Annotated in this window: 15 protein-coding genes and 1 pseudogene; 6 read left to right on the top strand and 10 right to left on the bottom strand. The window is 67.2% G+C overall.

The annotated features are described in order from the left end of the window. Positions 1-6 precede the first annotated feature (6 nt). Complete coding sequence (gene ppsA / locus DES45_RS20685) at positions 7-2,487, top strand: phosphoenolpyruvate synthase (RefSeq protein WP_114772149.1); 2,481 nt, start codon at positions 7-9, stop codon at positions 2,485-2,487. On the opposite strand, the gene DES45_RS20690 is transcribed toward ppsA, so the two are convergent. After that, the gene (locus DES45_RS20690; RefSeq protein ID WP_114772151.1) at positions 2,457-3,392 is read right to left on the bottom strand and encodes a 1-phosphofructokinase family hexose kinase; all 936 of its coding nucleotides are present in this window, start codon (positions 3,390-3,392) and stop codon (positions 2,457-2,459) included. The two genes, ppsA and DES45_RS20690, sit on opposite strands and share 31 nt — an antisense overlap. A 239-nt stretch (positions 3,393-3,631) precedes the next feature. Here DES45_RS20690 and DES45_RS20695 point away from each other — a divergent pair, with 239 nt between their 5' ends. The 3 genes from DES45_RS20695 (at position 3,632) to DES45_RS20705 (ending at position 6,584) form a co-directional block, all read left to right on the top strand. Further along, the gene (locus DES45_RS20695; protein WP_114772153.1) at positions 3,632-4,453 is read left to right on the top strand and encodes a universal stress protein; all 822 of its coding nucleotides are present in this window, start codon (positions 3,632-3,634) and stop codon (positions 4,451-4,453) included. A 9-nt stretch (positions 4,454-4,462) separates the two neighbouring features. After that, positions 4,463-5,623 (top strand): ABC transporter permease, encoded by a 1,161-nt coding sequence (locus DES45_RS20700; protein ID WP_114772155.1) that lies wholly within the window; start codon positions 4,463-4,465, stop codon positions 5,621-5,623. Positions 5,624-5,735: 112 nt separating this feature from the next. Then, positions 5,736-6,584: a universal stress protein gene (locus DES45_RS20705; protein WP_170151580.1), complete on the top strand. Its 849-nt coding sequence runs from the start codon at positions 5,736-5,738 to the stop codon at positions 6,582-6,584. Between the two features lie 81 nt (positions 6,585-6,665). On the opposite strand, the gene DES45_RS26370 is transcribed toward DES45_RS20705, so the two are convergent. The 4 genes and pseudogenes from DES45_RS26370 to DES45_RS26380 all read right to left on the bottom strand — a co-directional run. Continuing rightward, positions 6,666-7,406, bottom strand: a complete 741-nt coding sequence (locus tag DES45_RS26370; protein WP_281024101.1) for an AMP-binding protein — start codon at positions 7,404-7,406, stop codon at positions 6,666-6,668. Beyond that, entirely contained in the window at positions 7,403-8,239 is an 837-nt protein-coding gene (locus DES45_RS26375) for an AMP-binding protein (protein ID WP_281024102.1), read from the bottom strand. The genes DES45_RS26370 and DES45_RS26375 overlap by 4 nt, the downstream gene beginning before the upstream one ends. 220 nt (positions 8,240-8,459) lie before the next feature. Next, positions 8,460-8,678 (bottom strand): hypothetical protein, encoded by a 219-nt coding sequence (locus tag DES45_RS25880; protein ID WP_245571819.1) that lies wholly within the window; start codon positions 8,676-8,678, stop codon positions 8,460-8,462. Positions 8,679-8,865: 187 nt separating this feature from the next. Beyond that, a pseudogene (locus DES45_RS26380) lies at positions 8,866-9,288 on the bottom strand (wax ester/triacylglycerol synthase domain-containing protein); the annotation flags it as partial. Between the two features lie 110 nt (positions 9,289-9,398). On the opposite strand from DES45_RS26380, the gene DES45_RS20720 reads away from it, so the two are divergent. Then, positions 9,399-11,084: a GMC family oxidoreductase gene (locus DES45_RS20720; protein WP_114772161.1), complete on the top strand. Its 1,686-nt coding sequence runs from the start codon at positions 9,399-9,401 to the stop codon at positions 11,082-11,084. On the opposite strand, the gene DES45_RS20725 is transcribed toward DES45_RS20720, so the two are convergent. From DES45_RS20725 to DES45_RS20735, 3 genes are all read right to left on the bottom strand, one after another. Then, a complete protein-coding gene (locus DES45_RS20725) occupies positions 11,038-12,462 on the bottom strand; it encodes a M10 family metallopeptidase (RefSeq protein ID WP_114772163.1) in 1,425 nt (474 codons plus the stop codon). The two genes, DES45_RS20720 and DES45_RS20725, sit on opposite strands and share 47 nt — an antisense overlap. A gap of 89 nt (positions 12,463-12,551) precedes the next feature. Then, complete coding sequence (locus DES45_RS20730) at positions 12,552-13,760, bottom strand: cell wall hydrolase (RefSeq protein WP_245571821.1); 1,209 nt, start codon at positions 13,758-13,760, stop codon at positions 12,552-12,554. Positions 13,761-13,864: 104 nt separating this feature from the next. After that, a complete protein-coding gene (locus DES45_RS20735; RefSeq protein WP_114772167.1) occupies positions 13,865-14,686 on the bottom strand; it encodes a helix-turn-helix domain-containing protein in 822 nt (273 codons plus the stop codon). Positions 14,687-14,823: 137 nt separating this feature from the next. Between DES45_RS20735 and DES45_RS20740 the strand changes: the two genes are divergently transcribed. Beyond that, positions 14,824-15,231, top strand: coding sequence for a hypothetical protein (locus tag DES45_RS20740; protein ID WP_114772277.1), 408 nt, complete (start codon positions 14,824-14,826; stop codon positions 15,229-15,231). Between the two features lie 66 nt (positions 15,232-15,297). On the opposite strand, the gene DES45_RS20745 is transcribed toward DES45_RS20740, so the two are convergent. Then, positions 15,298-15,642, bottom strand: coding sequence for a GFA family protein (locus DES45_RS20745; protein WP_114772168.1), 345 nt, complete (start codon positions 15,640-15,642; stop codon positions 15,298-15,300). Between the two features lie 23 nt (positions 15,643-15,665). Next, positions 15,666-15,929, bottom strand: coding sequence for a hypothetical protein (locus DES45_RS20750; protein WP_114772170.1), 264 nt, complete (start codon positions 15,927-15,929; stop codon positions 15,666-15,668).

Below are 15,929 nucleotides of genomic sequence, written 5' to 3' on the forward strand. Positions count from 1 at the left end.
GAACCCATGACGACAGCCCCTCGCTTCATCAAGTTCTTTCGCGACATCGGCCTCGACGACGTGCCACTGGTCGGGGGCAAGAACGCGTCGCTCGGCGAATTGTACCGCGAGCTGACACCACAGGGCGTTCTCGTGCCCAACGGCTTTGCCGTCACGGCCGACGGATACCGCGCCGTCCTCGACCGGTCCGACCTGTGGCCGCGCCTTCACGATCTGCTCGACGGCATCGATGTCGGCGACGTCGCGGATCTGGCAAGCCGCGCCAGACGCGCCAGGGAGCTGGTCTATGCGGCTCCCCTGCCCGAGGATCTCGCCGGAGAGATCCGATCCGCATACGCGGAGCTCGTTCGCGAATACGGCTCGCAGCTGACGGTCGCGGTCCGCAGCTCCGCTACGGCGGAGGATCTGCCGACCGCGAGCTTCGCGGGGCAGCACGAGAGCTACCTGAACATCGCGGGCGAGGCGCAGTTGCTCGACGCCGTCCGCCGCTGCTTCGCCAGCCTGTTCACCGACCGGGCGATCCGCTACCGGATCGACAAGGGCTTCGACCATTTCAAGGTCTTCAACTCCGTCGGCATCATGAAGATGGTGCGGTCGGACCTCGCCTCGTCAGGGGTGATCTTCTCTATCGACACGGAGACCGGCTTTCGGGACGTCGTATTCATCACGGGGGCCTACGGGCTCGGCGAGAACGTCGTGCAGGGAACCGTCGATCCCGACGAGTTCTACGTCTTCAAGCCCACGTTCAGGCAGGGCAAGCGCGCGGTGCTGCGCCGAACGCTCGGCGCGAAGAAGATCAAGATGGCCTATGCGGAGGGAGGCGGGCGCGAACACACCCGCAACCTTCCGACCGACCGGAAGGAGCGCGAGGCCTTCTGCATCGGCGACGACGAGGTGCTGCTGCTGGCCGATCAGGCCATCAGGATCGAGGAGCACTACAGCCGCCGCGCCGGAGAGCACCGCTCCATGGACGTGGAATGGGCCAAGGACGGCCTCGACGGCAGGCTCTACATCGTTCAGGCGCGACCGGAGACGGTCGTCTCGCAGATCGACCGCACCAGGCTCGAGGAGTACCGCCTGACCGGGACCGGGCCGCTGAGGGTCGAGGGACGCGCGGTCGGCGCGAAGATCGCCTCGGGACAGGCGCGCGTCATCACGCACCAGACCGACCTCGCCGCCTTCCGGCCCGGCGAGGTTCTCGTGGCGGACACGACCTCCCCGGATTGGGGCACGGTGATGAAGACCGCCGCCGCCATCGTGACCAACCGGGGCGGGCGCACCTGCCACGCGGCCATCGTGGCGCGCGAGCTCGGCATTCCAGCCGTGGTCGGCACAGATGCCGCGACCCGCGCGATCAAGACCGGCGACGTGGTGACGATCTCCTGCGCCGAGGGCACGACCGGCCGCGTCTACGAGGGCGAGATCCCGTTCGAGGTGCAGCAGATCGACCTCGCTTCCCTTCCCCGCCCTGCCACCAAGATCATGATGAACGTGGGCGATCCCGACAGTGCCTTCGCCCTGAGCTTCCTGCCCAATGACGGGGTCGGCCTCGCGCGGATGGAATTCATCATCACGAATGCGATCAAGGTGCATCCCATGGCGCTCGTCCACCCGGAGCGCATCTCCGATGCAGCGGAGCGCGCCGAGATCGAACGCCTGACCGGAGGCTACAAGCGGCCCGCGGACTTCTTCATCGAGCGCCTGTCGGAAGGCGTCGCGACGCTTGCGGCGGCGTTCTATCCCAAACCCGTGATCGTGCGCCTCTCGGACTTCAAGACAAACGAGTATGCGAGCCTGCTCGGCGGCCGGGCCTTCGAGCCCACGGAAGCCAACCCCATGCTCGGCTTCCGGGGCGCCTCGCGCTACGCGCACCCGACCTACGAGGATGGCTTCGCGCTCGAATGCGCGGCTCTCACGCGCGCCCGCGACGACATGGGCCTCACCAACATCGTCCCGATGGTGCCGTTCTGCCGCCGCGTGGAGGAGGCCGAGCGGGTTCTCGCTGCCATGAGCCGTTTCGGCCTGACGCGACGCGAGAACGGCCTCGAGGTCTACGTCATGTGCGAGATCCCGAACAACGTCATCCTGATCGACGAATTCTCGAAGCACTTCGACGGCTTCTCCATCGGATCGAACGACCTCACCCAGCTCGTGCTCGGCGTCGACCGCGATTCCGAGATCGTGGCCTTCGACTTCGACGAGCGCGACCCGGGCGTCCTGAAGCTGATCGAGCTGGCCGTGGAGGGCGCGCGCCGCAACGGGCGCCATTCCGGGATCTGCGGGCAGGCACCCTCGGACTACCCGGAAGTGGCCGAGTACTTGGTTCGCCTCGGCATCGACTCGATCAGCCTCAACCCCGATACCGTTCTCAAGACCACCATGCGGATCCTCGACATCGAGCGCGAGATCGGACGTGACAGAACGGCGCCCGAAAAGGTCGCACGGATCGGTTCGGCTCACCCGGCGCGAAGACGCCACGCGGAATAGAGCCGCTCCACGTCCTCCCGCCGGCACAGTCCGGTGCCTGGGGTCATGAGCGTCGCGGCTCCCGCAGCCATGCCGAGATGGACCGCGTCGCGCAGATCCATCCCGCGCGCCAGCCCGAGAGTGATCGCCGCCACCATGCTGTCGCCGGCTCCAACCGCGCTGCGGATCGGCACCTCGATCGGCGCCAGGGACTCATGGGCGTCACGGGTGACCAGAACGGCTCCCTGCGAGCCGAGGGACACCACCACGACCTCGCTGACGCCATCCAGGATGAGCCCGCGCGCCGCCGCCACCTGTTCGGCCTCGGTGCGCAGCTCGCGGCCGGTGCGCTCCCGCAATTCACGGATGCTCGGCTTGAGTAGGTAGACCCCGGACTTCGTCTGCCTCAAGGCCTCGCCCGAGGTGTCGAGGACGAAGCGGACGCCGAGGCGGCGCGCCACGTCCGCGACCTTCTGGTAGAAGTCCGCCGGCACCCCCGGGGGAAGACTGCCGCTCGCCACGATGAAGCGGGCATCGGCGGCCGTCTTCGCGATGGTTTCGAGGCAGAGGTCCTGCTCGGCTTTGGACAACTCGGGACCCGGCAGGACGAACCGGTATTGCTGGCCGCTGCGCCGCTCGTCGACCGTGAAGCTTTCGCGGGTCGAGCCGGCGACCGGAATGCGCTGGTGGGGAACGCCGTCCCGATCGAGCAGGAGGTCGAGCGCATCGCCGGCCGGCCCGCCGGCCGGAAACACCGCGAGGGCATCACCGCCGAGCGTCCGCACGACCCGCGCCACATTGATGCCGCCTCCCCCGGGATCGTAGCGGGGCTGCCCGCACCGCACCTTGTCGGTCGGCACCACGGCTTCGGCGCTCGTCGCGATATCCAGGGCCGGATTCATCGTGATCGTGACAACGTCCGGCATCGGGACCAACTCCTTTCCTGGTGCGGCACGGCCTTTCGGCTCTCAATAAATGTCGCGCTCCCGGTCCGCGGCAAGGAAGGTGCCGTCTGGCGACGGGCGACCTCTTGCAGAGGACCTTGCCCGTCCGGCCGGCGAATTGAGCAAGATCAACGCCGGCATCGGGCGTTCTGCCACACTCCCGCTGGAGCCGAGGACAGAGCGTCATCGGGATTCTTCGCCCGGCTTCCTGGGAGACCCACATGGCTTTCAAGGACCTCCTCGTCCTGGCGGGCGCCAGCACGGAGCCGGCCAGCACCTATGCGCTCTGGCTCGCCGGCGCCTGCGGCGCGACGCTGACTGCGGCAGCCCCCGTGACCGAACCGTCGGTTCCGGCCTACGTGATGGCGGAGATGCCGGACGACGTGCTCGACCGGATCCGGGAGGACGCGGAAGCGGCCGCAACGGCGGCCCTGGAGGCCGTCACCGCAGCCGCGCGACGGACGGACCTGACGCTGGAGACGTTGCGCTTCAAGGCGACGCCCAACTCGGTCGGCGACGTGCTCGCCCGGGCGGCGCGCTGCTACGACCTGACGATCCTGCCGCAACCGGACCCTACTGGCGTCGATACCTCGGACATCGTCGAAGCGGTCCTTTTCGGGTCGGGGCGTCCCCTCATGATCGTGCCCTATATCCGCGCACGCCCGGATATCAGGAACGTGCTGGTCGCCTGGGATGGCGGCGAGCCGGCGGCCCGCGCCGTGTCGCATGCGCTGCCGGTTCTCGAGAAGGCGCGCCATGTCGAGATCCTCACCATCGGCGAGGATGCGGGCAGCCGGCCCTTCCTGTCGGGCCACGATCTCGCCCGTCATCTCGGGCGGCACGGAATCACGGCGGAGCCCAGGCATGTGGTGGGTGGCGACATCGGTGTCGCAGACCTCATGCTCTCGCACGCGGCCGATATCGGAGCCGATCTCATCGTGATGGGCGGCTACGGCCATTCGCGCCTGCGCGAGATCGTCCTCGGCGGTGCGACGCGCGAGATCCTGCGCTCGATGACGGTTCCCGTGCTCATGTCCCACTGAGGAGGCTGCATGTCCTCAGCCGAACTCCGCGACGTCGCTCCGGACCCGCCGCGCTGGTCCCTCGATCACGCCGGCAACGAGGCGCGCGTCGGCATGGCGGGGAACTGGACCTCGGACCAGGCGACGGCCATCGAGGCGTCCGTTGCGGATCTCGTGGCCGCCACGCGGCGGGACCGGAGCGTCGTCCTCGACCTGTCCCAGGTGGACAGGCTCGACACGGTCGGGGCCTGGCTCCTCGACCGCACGCGGCACGAGCTCGCCAAGCAAGGCTATGCGGTGACCTTCTCGGGAGCCAGCGACGAGCATCGCATCCTGCTCGAAGAGATCGACCATTACGACGTCCCGCCCCTGCATGCCGAGCCTCATGCGAGGCCGACCGACGCGCTCGTTTCGCTCGGGCACCATGTCTCGAACATCTCGAACGACCTCGTGACCGGGCTGGGCTTCCTGGGAGAATTCATGACGGCGCTTGGGCGCGTCCTGCTCAGGCCGTCGCTGTTCCGGGGAACGTCCCTCGTCTATCAGCTCGACCGGATCGCCCTCCGGGGCATCCCGATCATCGCGCTGATCTCGTTCCTGGTGGGCGGCATCATCGCCCAGCAGGGCATCTTCCAGCTTCGCCGCTTCGGATCGAGCGCCTTCGTGGTCGACCTCGTCGGCATCCTGACGCTCCGCGAGCTCGGCGCCCTTCTGACGGCGATCATGATCGCCGGCCGCTCCGGCTCGGCCATCACGGCCGAGCTCGGTTCCATGAAGATGCGCGAGGAGATCGACGCGATCCGGGTGATGGGGCTCGATCCCATGGAGGTCCTGATCATCCCGCGGCTCGTCGCCTTGATCCTCGCGCTGCCGATGCTGACCTTCCTGTCCGATATCGCGGCACTTGCCGGCGGCGGTCTCGTCGCATGGCTCTACGACGGGATGAGCCCGCAGGTCTTCATGGCGCGCCTGAAGGACGCGATCGCCCTCAACACCTTCATGGTCGGCCTGATCAAGGCTCCCTTCATGGCCCTGATCATCGGGCTCATCGCGGCAATCGAAGGCTTCGCCGTCCAGGGCTCCGCCGAGTCCCTCGGCCGCCACGTGACGTCGTCGGTGGTGAAGGCGATCTTCATGGTCATCGTCGTCGACGGCCTCTTCGCGATCTTCTTCGCGGCGATCGATTACTGAACCCATCCGGCGCCGAGTCGGGATTTGACATTGCTCAATGCCCGGGAGCGGCTCGGCGCTATCGTTCGTGCGCGGCCCGTTGGGCGACTGCGCATCAAGCTGGGGGATCACCGTGATCAAAGACGTCACTGTCCATCTGGACGGCACTTCCGCGGACGAGGAGCGCCTGCTTCACGCCGAGGCCATCGCGTCCGCCTCGCGGGCCCATCTGACGGGCCTGTTCACCAATCCCCTGCCGGATCTCGCGGCGATCACGCCCATGGACGGCGGCGCGTCCGCCGCGGGGATCATGGTGCAGCTCCAGGACGACGCCCGTCGCCAGGGAGACCTGTCGCAGCAACGTCTGGCCGAGCGCTTCTCCCGCCTCTCCGTGCCGAGCGAAATCCGCCGCCTGGAAGGAATGCCGGGACAATTGCTGCGGCTTGCGGCCTCGGAGGCGCGGTGGTCCGATATCTTCGTGGCGAGCCGCCCCTTCGACGGCGGCAGCGATGAAGCCTGGAGCGACCTGTTCGGCTCCGTCCTGTTCGAAAGCGGACGCGGCGTCTACGTGGTCCCGCCCGGCCGCCGTCCGAGCGACGCCATCCGCCGCGTTCTCGTCTGCTGGCGAGACACGCGCGAGGCCGCCCGCGCCGTAGCCGAGGCCGCGCCCTTCATCGAGAAGGCCGCCCGCACCGTCGTCCTGATCGTTGATCCGGAGTCCTCGAGCGACAACGGGCCCGGCGCCCCCGGGGCCGACATCGCCCGCCATCTCGACCGGATCGGCACATCCGTGGAGGTTCAGGTCGTCGCCGGCGAAGGCCGCGACATCAGCGACGTCATCCTCGAACAGGCGCGCCGCCTCTCCGCCGACCTGATCGTCATGGGCGCTTACGGGCATTCCCGCCTTCGCGAGTGGATCGCGGGCGGCGCGACGCGCAACATGCTCAGCACGTCCGACGTGCCGATCCTGATGGCGCACTAAGGCGTCGGGCCGAAAATCTATTCACCCCTATTGCCCGACCCAATGCTCTGCTTCAGATGCAGAGCATCGGGTTGCACGCCGCTACTGGAGCGCGCGCCGAAGAACCTTCCCGACGGGGGTCTTCGGCAGCTCGCTGCGGAACTCCACGTCCTTCGGCACCTTGTACGGCGTCAGGTGCTTGTGGCAGTGCTCGATGAGCGCCTCCGCGGTCAGGCCGGGGGCGCGCTTCACCACCACGATCTCGACCGCCTCGTCCGTCTTCGGATCCGGGCGCCCGACGGCCCCGACCTCCAGCACGCCGGGATGAAGCATGACGACATCCTCGATCTCGTTCGGGAACACCTTGAAGCCGGACACGATGATCATGTCCTTCTTGCGGTCGACGATCCGTACGAAGCCTTCCCGGTCGACCATCGCGATGTCGCCGGTCCGGAGAAAGCCGTCGCTCGTCGTGACCTTGGCGGTCTCGTCGGGCCGGTTCCAGTAGCCCTTCATCACCTGCAGGCCGCGCACGCAGAGCTCCCCCGCCTCGCCGATCGACAAGTCATTCCCGTCATCATCCCGGATGGCGATGTCCGTCGACGGGAGGGGCAGCCCGACCGATCCGTTGTATTCCTGAATGTCGAGGGGATTGATCGTCACGATCGGCGACGTTTCGGTCAGACCGTATCCTTCGATCAGCGGCCTGCCTGTCAACTGCTTCCACCGTTCGGCCACGGATCGCTGAACCGCCATGCCTCCCGCCATCGAAAACTCCATCTGGGTGAAGTCGAGCCTGGCGAAGTCGGGGTTGTTGAGGAGCGCACCGAACAGCGTGTTCACGCCGGTGATGTCGGTGAAGGGAACTTCCGCAGCTCCTTGATGAAGGCCGGGATGTCCCGCGGGTTCGGGATCAGGACGTTGCGCGCGCCGATCTTGAGGAAGACGAGGCAGTTCGCCGTCAGGGCGAAGATATGGTAGAGTGGCAGCGCCGTGACGACGATTTCCTCGCCGTCCTCGAGGAAAGACCAGAGCCAGGCGTAAGCCTGCTGAACGTTCGCGACCAGATTCCGGTGCGTGAGCATCGCGCCCTTCGGGACTCCCGTCGTGCCGCCCGTATATTGCAGGAAGGCGACGTCCTGCGGGTTCGGTGCGGCCGGCTTCCAGGGCAACCGCGCCCCCTGCTCCAGCACGGTCGATAGCGCCACCGCTTCCGGGAGATGCCAGGCGGGAACCATGCGCTTCAGATACTTCGCGGCAAAGTTCACGACCGTACGTTTCGGGAAGCCGAGCAGATCGCCGACCTGCGTCGTGATGACGTGCCGGAGCTGGGGCCTGCGGGTCACGCCTTCGAGCACATGGGCGAAGTTCTCGACGATCACGATGGCCTCCGCTCCCGAGTCGTTCAGCTGGTATTCCAGCTCCCGGGGGCTGTAGAGAGGATTGCAATTCACCACCGTGCAGCCCGCCCGCAGCGCCCTGAACATGGCGACGGGATATTGCAGCAGATTGGGCATCATGAGGGCGACGCGAGAGCCGGGCTCGAGCTTGAGAGCGCTCTGAAGAAAGGCCCCGAAGCAGCCGGACAGCCTGTCCAGCTCGTTGTAGGTGATGTCCGCTCCCATGCAGCTATAGGCCGGGAGAGGACCGAACCTGCGGACGCTGTCGTCGAACATCGCCACCAGGGAAGCATATGCATCGGGATCGATCTCCGCAGGGATCCCGCCGGATAGCGCCTCAGCCAGACTTTCTCGACGCCGCCCTCGCGGGCCTCCTTCGCGCCGGGCGCGGGCTGCTGCCGCGACGCGTCCGGAACCACAATGCCACGTCCTGCTGCATGTCCCATCTCCGTCTCCTGTCGATGCCCGTGCGCTGAGCCTCCGTTCCGGCTTCGGCTCAGAAATGGATGCCGTGCAGCAGGCGTCCGAGGACGACCTGCTCGACCGATGGCGCCTCCACGCCTTTTCCATCGGCGTCGTGGTCATCGGGGAAGGCACGGTAGATCGCGTTCGTGACGGTCTGCGCCACATGGGGTGTGAGCGTGTAGAGGGCTCCCCCCAGAATGCCGAGCTTGGTGGCGATGCGGGCCGGCCGGCGCGTGATTGCCTCGGCCACCAGATCCGCAGCCTCGTCGGCGCTCAGAGCGCGTGCATCCCTGTAGACCCTGGTCGGCGGAGATCTGCAATCCGTCCGAAATCGGGCGAAGGATGCCCTGCATCAGCCAGGACCCCGCCTCGGAGGATGGGGCGGTTCGCGTGGACGCCACGAAGGCGCCGTCCGTGATCGACATCAGTACGTTGACCAGAGCCATGCCGTCCGCAATGGCGTGATGGATGCACCCGACGACGGCAGCGCCGCCCTCGTCGTCCTCGACGATGTGGAACTGCCACAGCGGCCTGTTCGGATCGAGCGGGCTTGCGGCCTGCTCCGCCACGAAACGCTGCAGCTCGTTCTTGCCGCCCGGATTCGGGAGCCGCGTGCGCGTGACGTGGCGCGAGACATCGAGACGAGGGTCGTCGACCCAATACGGCGTGCCGGAGCGGCCCTCGACCCGTTGCCGGAAGCGGTCGAACCGCAGAAGGCGGGAGCCGATGACGCGCTCGAGGAGATCGAGATCGACGGGCGGCTCAAGCTCGAGAACGCCGATGATCTGCATGAGGTTGTTGGGCCGATCCATGCGCAGCCACGTCGTATCCACTGCAGACATGCGTTCGGCGTTTGACATTTTTCAACACGCAGTAAAGCCGCCCTGTTAGCCTGCCTAACCTGAAGCCAGGGACGGCGTTATGACCGAAATCAAACCGCGGTCGCGCCCGCTGCCCCGGGAGGTCCGTCATGGATGAGTGCGACTTCGTTGTTGTCGGCGGCGGTTCGAGCGGTTGCGTCGTCGCGAGCCGGCTGAGCGCGGACCCGGACACCACCGTGGTTCTCCTCGAGGCGGGAGGGCGCGGGACCGACTGGGTCGTCAAAACGCCGGCCGCAGGAGTCTTCATGGTGCCTTCCCGCCTGCACAACTGGGCCTTCGAAACGGCACCGCAGGCAGGACTGGACGGAAGGCGGGGCTACCAGCCGCGCGGGAAGGTGCTCGGCGGCTGCTCGGCCATCAACGCCATGGTCTATACCCGCGGGCATCGCTGGGATTACGACCACTGGGCCTCGCTCGGATGCACCGGCTGGAGCTTCGACGAGGTGCTCCCCTTCTTGAAGAAGGCGGAATGCAACGAGGAGTTCGGAGAGCCTTGGCACGGCCGTGCGGGTCCACTGCCCGTGTCGCGGTCGCGGACGGACAATCCGTTCCATTCGGTCTTCCTCAAAGCCGCAAGGCAAGCCGGCTTTCCCCTGTGCGAGGACTTCAACGTGCCCGAGCCCGAGGGCCTTGGAATCTACCAGGTCACGCAGAAGAACGGCGAACGCTGGAGCGCCGCACGCGCCTACCTGCATCCGCACATGAGCACGCGACGCAATCTTCACGTCGCGTGCGGCGCGCACGCACACCGCATCCTGTTCGAAGGAAAGCGCGCCGCGGGCGTCGAATTCGAGCAGGGCGGAGAGCGCCGCATCGTCCGCGCTCGCCGCGAGGTCATCCTGAGCGCCGGCGCCCTGCAGTCGCCGCAGATCCTCATGCTGTCCGGCATTGGCAACGCGGAGGAGATGCAGGCTCTCGACATCCCGGTCGTCGTTCATCGCCCGGGTGTCGGACAAAACCTGCAGGATCATCCGGACTTCATCTTCGGCTACAAGGCGGAAAGCCGCGACCTCCTCGGAATGTCGCTTCCGGGATTCGGCCGGCTCTCGCGCGAGGTGCTGCGCTACGTCCGCGCCCGCCGCGGCATGGTCACCACGAACTTCGCCGAGGCGGGAGGCTTCCTGAAGACGCGTCCGGAACGCGAGATCCCCGACATCCAGTTGCATTTCGTGGTGGCCATGGTGGACGATCATGCCCGGCGCCTGCACTGGGGGCATGGATTCTCATGCCATGTCTGCCTGCTTCGACCGCACAGTCGAGGCACCGTTCGGCTGCAGAGCGCCGATTCCCGCGCCGCTCCCCTGGTCGACCCGAACTTCCTCGGAGAGCCCGAGGATCTCGACGACATGGTCGAGGGCTTCAGGATCACCCGGCGCCTCATGGACGCGCCAGCCTTCGCGAGCCGCCGCATCGCCGACGTCTTCACGGCGGACATCCGAAGCGACGACGAGATCCGCGCGGTCCTGCGTCAGCGGGTCGACACGGTCTATCATCCGGTCGGCACATGCCGGATGGGAGGCGACGACGGCTCGGTGCTGGATCCGCAGCTCCGCGTACGCGGCGTCGACGCGCTGCGCATCGTCGACTGCTCCATCATGCCGACTCTCGTCGGCGGCAACACGAACGCTCCCGCCATCATGATCGGCGGGAAGGCCGCCGCGATGATCCGCTCCGACCCAGGCCGAAGCAGGGTGACCGTCGCGGCCTGGCCGCAGAACCGGGAAGTGGTCAGACCAGGAAGAAGTCGAGAGCCGTCATCTTCAGCTTCGGCTTGAGAATCGCGATCTCCACGGCGGAATGGGCCGCCCCCGACCCGTCCGCGTCATAGCTGAGAACGCCGGTCTTCCGGCTGTAGGCGAGATAATCGTTCCCGTCCTTGTGGCCTTTGAGGGAGAAGTAGGCGCTCTTGAGCGCGACGGGCTCGCTGCTGCTGCCGGCGCCGAGCTTCGTGAAGATCCGGTCGTCGAGCCAGATCGCATCGTCGGCGGCGTTGAAGTCCGTGATCCGATCCTTGTTGGTTCGCGAGTTCGGCGCGACGTCGAACACGAAGGCGTCGAGGCCCGCTCCGCCCGTGAGCACGTCGTTCCCGGCATTGCCCCTGAGAACGTCGTCTCCGGCGGATCCCTTCAGGGTATCGGCGCCGGCATTGCCCTTCAGGCGGTTTGCGGCGCCGTTGCCGATGAGCTGGTCGGCTCCTTTGCCGCCGATGGCGTTCTCGATCACGACGCCGTTGGCGATGGTGTAGCCGCCGCTCACGTCCGACTGGTGCGAGACGAAGCCGGCGGCGTTCTTTCCGGGGCTGAGGCTCGCGGCGCGAAGGTCGATCACGACGCTCTCAGCGGAGCGCGCGCCGCTGATCGTGTCGCTTCCGCCCGTGTCCCAGATGCAGGACCATCCGGTCCCCGATCCGTTGCGGGTCGGCAGATTGTAGGTATCGTGGCCGCTCGCCGCCGCGCCGTTCGGTCCGTAGAGCGCCTGCAGGGCCGCGATGTCGAAGGCGCCGAGTCCTTTCTGCGCCCCGTAGGATATGTCGTTCGGCGCCTTGTCCCAGCCGGTGTTGTAGGACATGACCGTCCAGATGCCCTGATTGAGGCCGTAGCTGCCCGTATCGAAGGACGACGTGACTCCCGGAAACCGGGTGGCGTCGCCTTGTTCGCCCCCATCCTGCGGATGAGCGAGACCCATGCTGTGGCCCAGCTCGTGAATGATGGTGTTGAAGCCGTCCCCTCCCCGACCGAGGTGTTTCCAGCTTTCCTGCGTCGGATCGAAATAGCCCCAGATCTGCCCCTTCGCGGGTGTCTCGTGGGCGCCGAGCGTGCCGTCGTACAGGCGCGTTTTCCACCAGACGATATCGGCCTCCTGGACCGTGTCGGCCCGCACGAAGACGAGGCCGCAGACCTTCGAGAAGACCGACAGGGCCGAGGTGAAGGCCTGCATCTCCTTCGTGGTCCAAGCCCGCGCCGCAGCACCGCTCCGCAGAGGCTGGTACTCGTGGTGAGGCTCGTGAATCGCCGAGGCCGCCTCGAAATCGCTGCCGCGGCCGAAATAGACCCTGATCGGCTGCGACGGGTTCCAGGCAGTGCCGCCCCAGATCAGGGAATCGACGTAGACGTTGCCGTATCCCGATCCGGGCACCGAAGTCCTGACCGTCATTGTGCCTCCTGTCACGGTTCAGTCGTGAACCGTTCTATCCGGAGGGCATCTTCCGCTCCGTGAGCGAACGCACAAGGTGATGTTCGGTCTCAGGTCTGCCCCGGGCGCAGCTTGTAGAAGATATGGCGGCCGATCACATCCATCTTCTTTAGGCGGCGCGCCCAGTAGGGACGGACGTAGTTGGCGTGGTAATGGGTCGCTCCGCCCACATCGGCCAGATAGGTCCGTCCTTCGAGAACGGCGCTCGCCACGCGTTTCGCCCGATCCCAGGAATCGGATTCGCCGATCCGCAGCGCCTTGCCTTCGCACGCGAAGGTGAACTGGCATGCGAGATGCCGGTGGCGGTTCTGATAGACGACGCCGCAGATGGAGGACGGATAGAGACCGCTCTTCACCCGGTTCAGGACCACCTGGGCGACCGCCGCCTGCCCCTCCTCGGGCTCGCTGCGCGCCTCGAAATAGACCGCTTCCGCGAGGCAGCGCTGCTCCTTGCTCAAGTTGTCGGGATCGATCAGATCGGCGTAGCGCGGCCGGTCCTCGTCATCCTTCGGAACCACGCTGTTGCCGAAGCTCCCGTTGCGATCCAGGCGCGGCGAAACGGGCGCCGCGGCGATTTCGATCGGCGTCGCGTCGACCGGCGCCGGCGTCGTGGAGGACAGGGCGATGGCGCGCCGCACGGACGGGGTCGTGGGGCTCGCTGCGGCGCCGGTCGATCCGGCGGCGGCCGCTGCCGGCGACTGGACGGAGGTCGACCGCCGCGTGGTCGTGTATTCGGGTGCGTCCCACGGCTCGAAGCTCTGCTCCGCATCCGGGCCTTCGAGCTTGCCTTCCATCAGGATCGTCGGCGGCAGGAGCCGCTCGTCCTGGCCGAAGAGCAGGCGCGCGCCCGCCTGCCCCAGCATCGGGCGCATCTCGCCCGCGCGGCGAGAGAGGGTCGAACGGGGCTCGACCAGTGGGTCGCCCTTCCGGGCGCGCTCGACGGCTGGGTAGGCGCCGGCCTGCACTTTCTTGTCGTCACGCAGGGGAGACCCCTTGGCGAAGTCGTCGGGAAGGTCGTAGCGGGGAAGCGACCTGAGGACGTCGCGGCCGAGATCCAGCTTGCCGGCCGCGGCGGTCGGGGGAATCAGCGCCCCCTCGTTGAGATAGGCGATCGCGCTGCGGGTCGCGAAGCTCACGCCCGCCTGCGGGTCGTTGCTGGCCGAAGCCGTGAAGGAGACCAGAAGACCGGCCGCCAGCGCCCACGGCGCCGTCGTCGCGCAAATCCATCTGACCCGAGAGCGACGATTGTGAATACGCACGCGACTACACCCTACCGAACCCGCCCGTGGAGCATCCCTCAGGAATGCCCCGGCTCGGTATGGTTATCGGCCCTTAAGGTTGATAGGGGGTTAAAGCGCCCTGCTCAGGCGCCCGCCTGCCGGGCCTCCGCGAGGCGGCGCAAGGCTTCCGCCGTCTCCGGATCGGCCGGAAAGAAGGCCTCGATGGCAAGCTCCGACAGGGTCACGTCCACGGGCGTGCCGAACACGGTGGTGGTGCTGAAGAGCGTCAGAATGCCGCTCTCCGACGCCAGCTTCAGGGGAACCACGACCCCGCCGTAGTCATGGGCGGGAACGGGGCCGCGCACGGCCCCGTCGGGGATCGGATAGGCCCGCAGTTCGTCCGCAAGGTCGGCGAGGACGGCATCACCGGTAACGTCGACCTGGTGCCGCAGGCGCGCGACGAGATGGTTGCGCCACTCGGTGAAGTTCACGATGCGCCGGGCGAGCCCGGCCGGGTGGATGCTCAGGCGCAGCACGTTCACGGGCGGCTTCAGGAGCGCCGGATCGACATCGCCGATCAAAGGAAACAGCGCGTCGTTGGCGGCGATCAGGGACCAGTGCCGGTCGACGGCGAGCGCCGGATAGGGATCGTGCCCCTTGAGCACCAGATCCACCGCGTGGCGGGCGCTCCGCAGGGCCGGGTCGTCGAGGGGTTTTTGCGAATAGACAGGCGCGAAGCCCGCCGAGACCATCATGATGTTGCGCTCGCGCAGAGGGATATCGAGCTGATCCGCGAGGAGAAGGAGCATCTCGCGGCTCGGATGCGAGCGGCCGGTCTCGAGGAAGCTGAGATGCCGGGTCGAGATGTCGGCCTCCAGAGCGAGGTCCATCTGGCTCATGCGCCGGCGCATGCGCCATTCGCGAATGTGGTCGCCCACGGGCTTGGTCTGGTGCGTGTTCATCATGGGCCGGACGATAGCCCGGCGCAGGACAATGTTCCATGACCTCCGAGGTAATCGACCGGCCGCCGAGGCGCGATCATCCTCTCATCACGGTCGAGGTCCGCAACCGGGCCCGACCGAGCCAAAGAGGAAACCCTGCCATGCTGACGATCATCCCCTCCCCGCTTCTCCGCCAGGCCCTTGTCGCCGATGCCGCCACCAGTGCCGCCTGCGGCCTGCTGATGACGCTTGCGGCCGGTCCCATGAGCGGCGCCCTCGGGCTGCCGGAGATGCTCCTGCGCGTCGCCGGAATCGTGCTCGTGCCCTACGCCGCCTTCATCGGATGGCTGGGCCTGCGTGAGCAGATCCAGCGGCCCGTCGCCTGGGCGGTCGTGGTCGGCAACGCGCTCTGGGCCGCCGACAGCTTCCTGCTGCTCGCAAGCGGCTGGGTCGAGCCGACCCGCGCCGGCTATGCCTTCGTGATCGCCCAGGCGCTGGCCGTGCTGATGTATGCGGAGTTCCAGTATGTGGGCCTGCGGCGCTCTGAGGTGCGTGCCGCCACGGCTTGAATGCGCGAACTCAAACGTGCGCGTCATGGCCGGCCTTGCGCCGGCCATCGACATTTCGGACGTTTCTCAGAAATTGCGCCCGTCCACCGGGACGATGGTGAGGTCGGAGAGCTCCACCTCCTCCAGGCAGCGCACGTTGATCGCCGCGGTCGCCTCGCCGGTCGGCTTCTTGCCCTCGCCGAAGGGCGCGCAGCCGCAGGTGGAGCAGAAGCGATGCTGGATCGTGTGGGTGTTGAAGGTGTAGGTGGCGAGATTGTCCTCGCCGCGCAGGATGGTGAGCGCGCCGCGCGGCACGAAGGTCAGGAGATAGCCCTTCCGGCGGCAGTGGGAGCAGTTGCATTCGATGACCTGGTCAAGCGTGCCCTCGACCTCGTAGGCCACGGCGCCGCAATGGCATGATCCCTTCAGCATCGCGCGTTCCTTTTTGCGTTCCGTCAGCCCCGGTAGGCCAGGAAGGCCGTGACGATGAGGCCTGCGCCGAGGACGCCGACGAAGCGGTCAGTCATGGTCAGCGGCTGCGTCTTGCCGTGCGCCGCCGCCTGCCCGATCGCGACGTCGAGCACCAGCGACACCGCGAGCGGCCACGCGGCGGGCGTGATCGCCGCGTGCTGCCATGAGGGGTTCTGCGCCGCGACCCATCCGATCACGACGCCGGTGACGATCATCGCGGCGATGTAGAGCAGCCTGACGTGGGACAA

Source organism: Microvirga subterranea (assembly GCF_003350535.1).
In the GTDB taxonomy this organism is placed as follows: Bacteria; Pseudomonadota; Alphaproteobacteria; order Rhizobiales; family Beijerinckiaceae; genus Microvirga; species Microvirga subterranea.

Excerpts from the sequence above, each read along its gene's own strand:
- ppsA (WP_114772149.1), top strand. The coding sequence starts at position 7 with ATGACGACAGCCCCTCGCTTCATCAAGTTCTTTCGCGACATCGGCCTC.
- DES45_RS20700 (WP_114772155.1), top strand. The coding sequence starts at position 4,463 with ATGTCCTCAGCCGAACTCCGCGACGTCGCTCCGGACCCGCCGCGCTGG.
- DES45_RS26375 (WP_281024102.1), bottom strand. The coding sequence starts at position 8,239 with ATGTTCGACGACAGCGTCCGCAGGTTCGGTCCTCTCCCGGCCTATAGC.
- DES45_RS20740 (WP_114772277.1), top strand. The coding sequence starts at position 14,824 with ATGCTGACGATCATCCCCTCCCCGCTTCTCCGCCAGGCCCTTGTCGCC.
- DES45_RS20745 (WP_114772168.1), bottom strand. The coding sequence starts at position 15,642 with ATGCTGAAGGGATCATGCCATTGCGGCGCCGTGGCCTACGAGGTCGAG.
- DES45_RS20720 (WP_114772161.1), top strand. The coding sequence starts at position 9,399 with ATGGATGAGTGCGACTTCGTTGTTGTCGGCGGCGGTTCGAGCGGTTGC.
- DES45_RS20725 (WP_114772163.1), bottom strand. The coding sequence starts at position 12,462 with ATGACGGTCAGGACTTCGGTGCCCGGATCGGGATACGGCAACGTCTAC.
- DES45_RS20735 (WP_114772167.1), bottom strand. The coding sequence starts at position 14,686 with ATGATGAACACGCACCAGACCAAGCCCGTGGGCGACCACATTCGCGAA.
- DES45_RS20695 (WP_114772153.1), top strand. The coding sequence starts at position 3,632 with ATGGCTTTCAAGGACCTCCTCGTCCTGGCGGGCGCCAGCACGGAGCCG.
- DES45_RS20690 (WP_114772151.1), bottom strand. The coding sequence starts at position 3,392 with ATGCCGGACGTTGTCACGATCACGATGAATCCGGCCCTGGATATCGCG.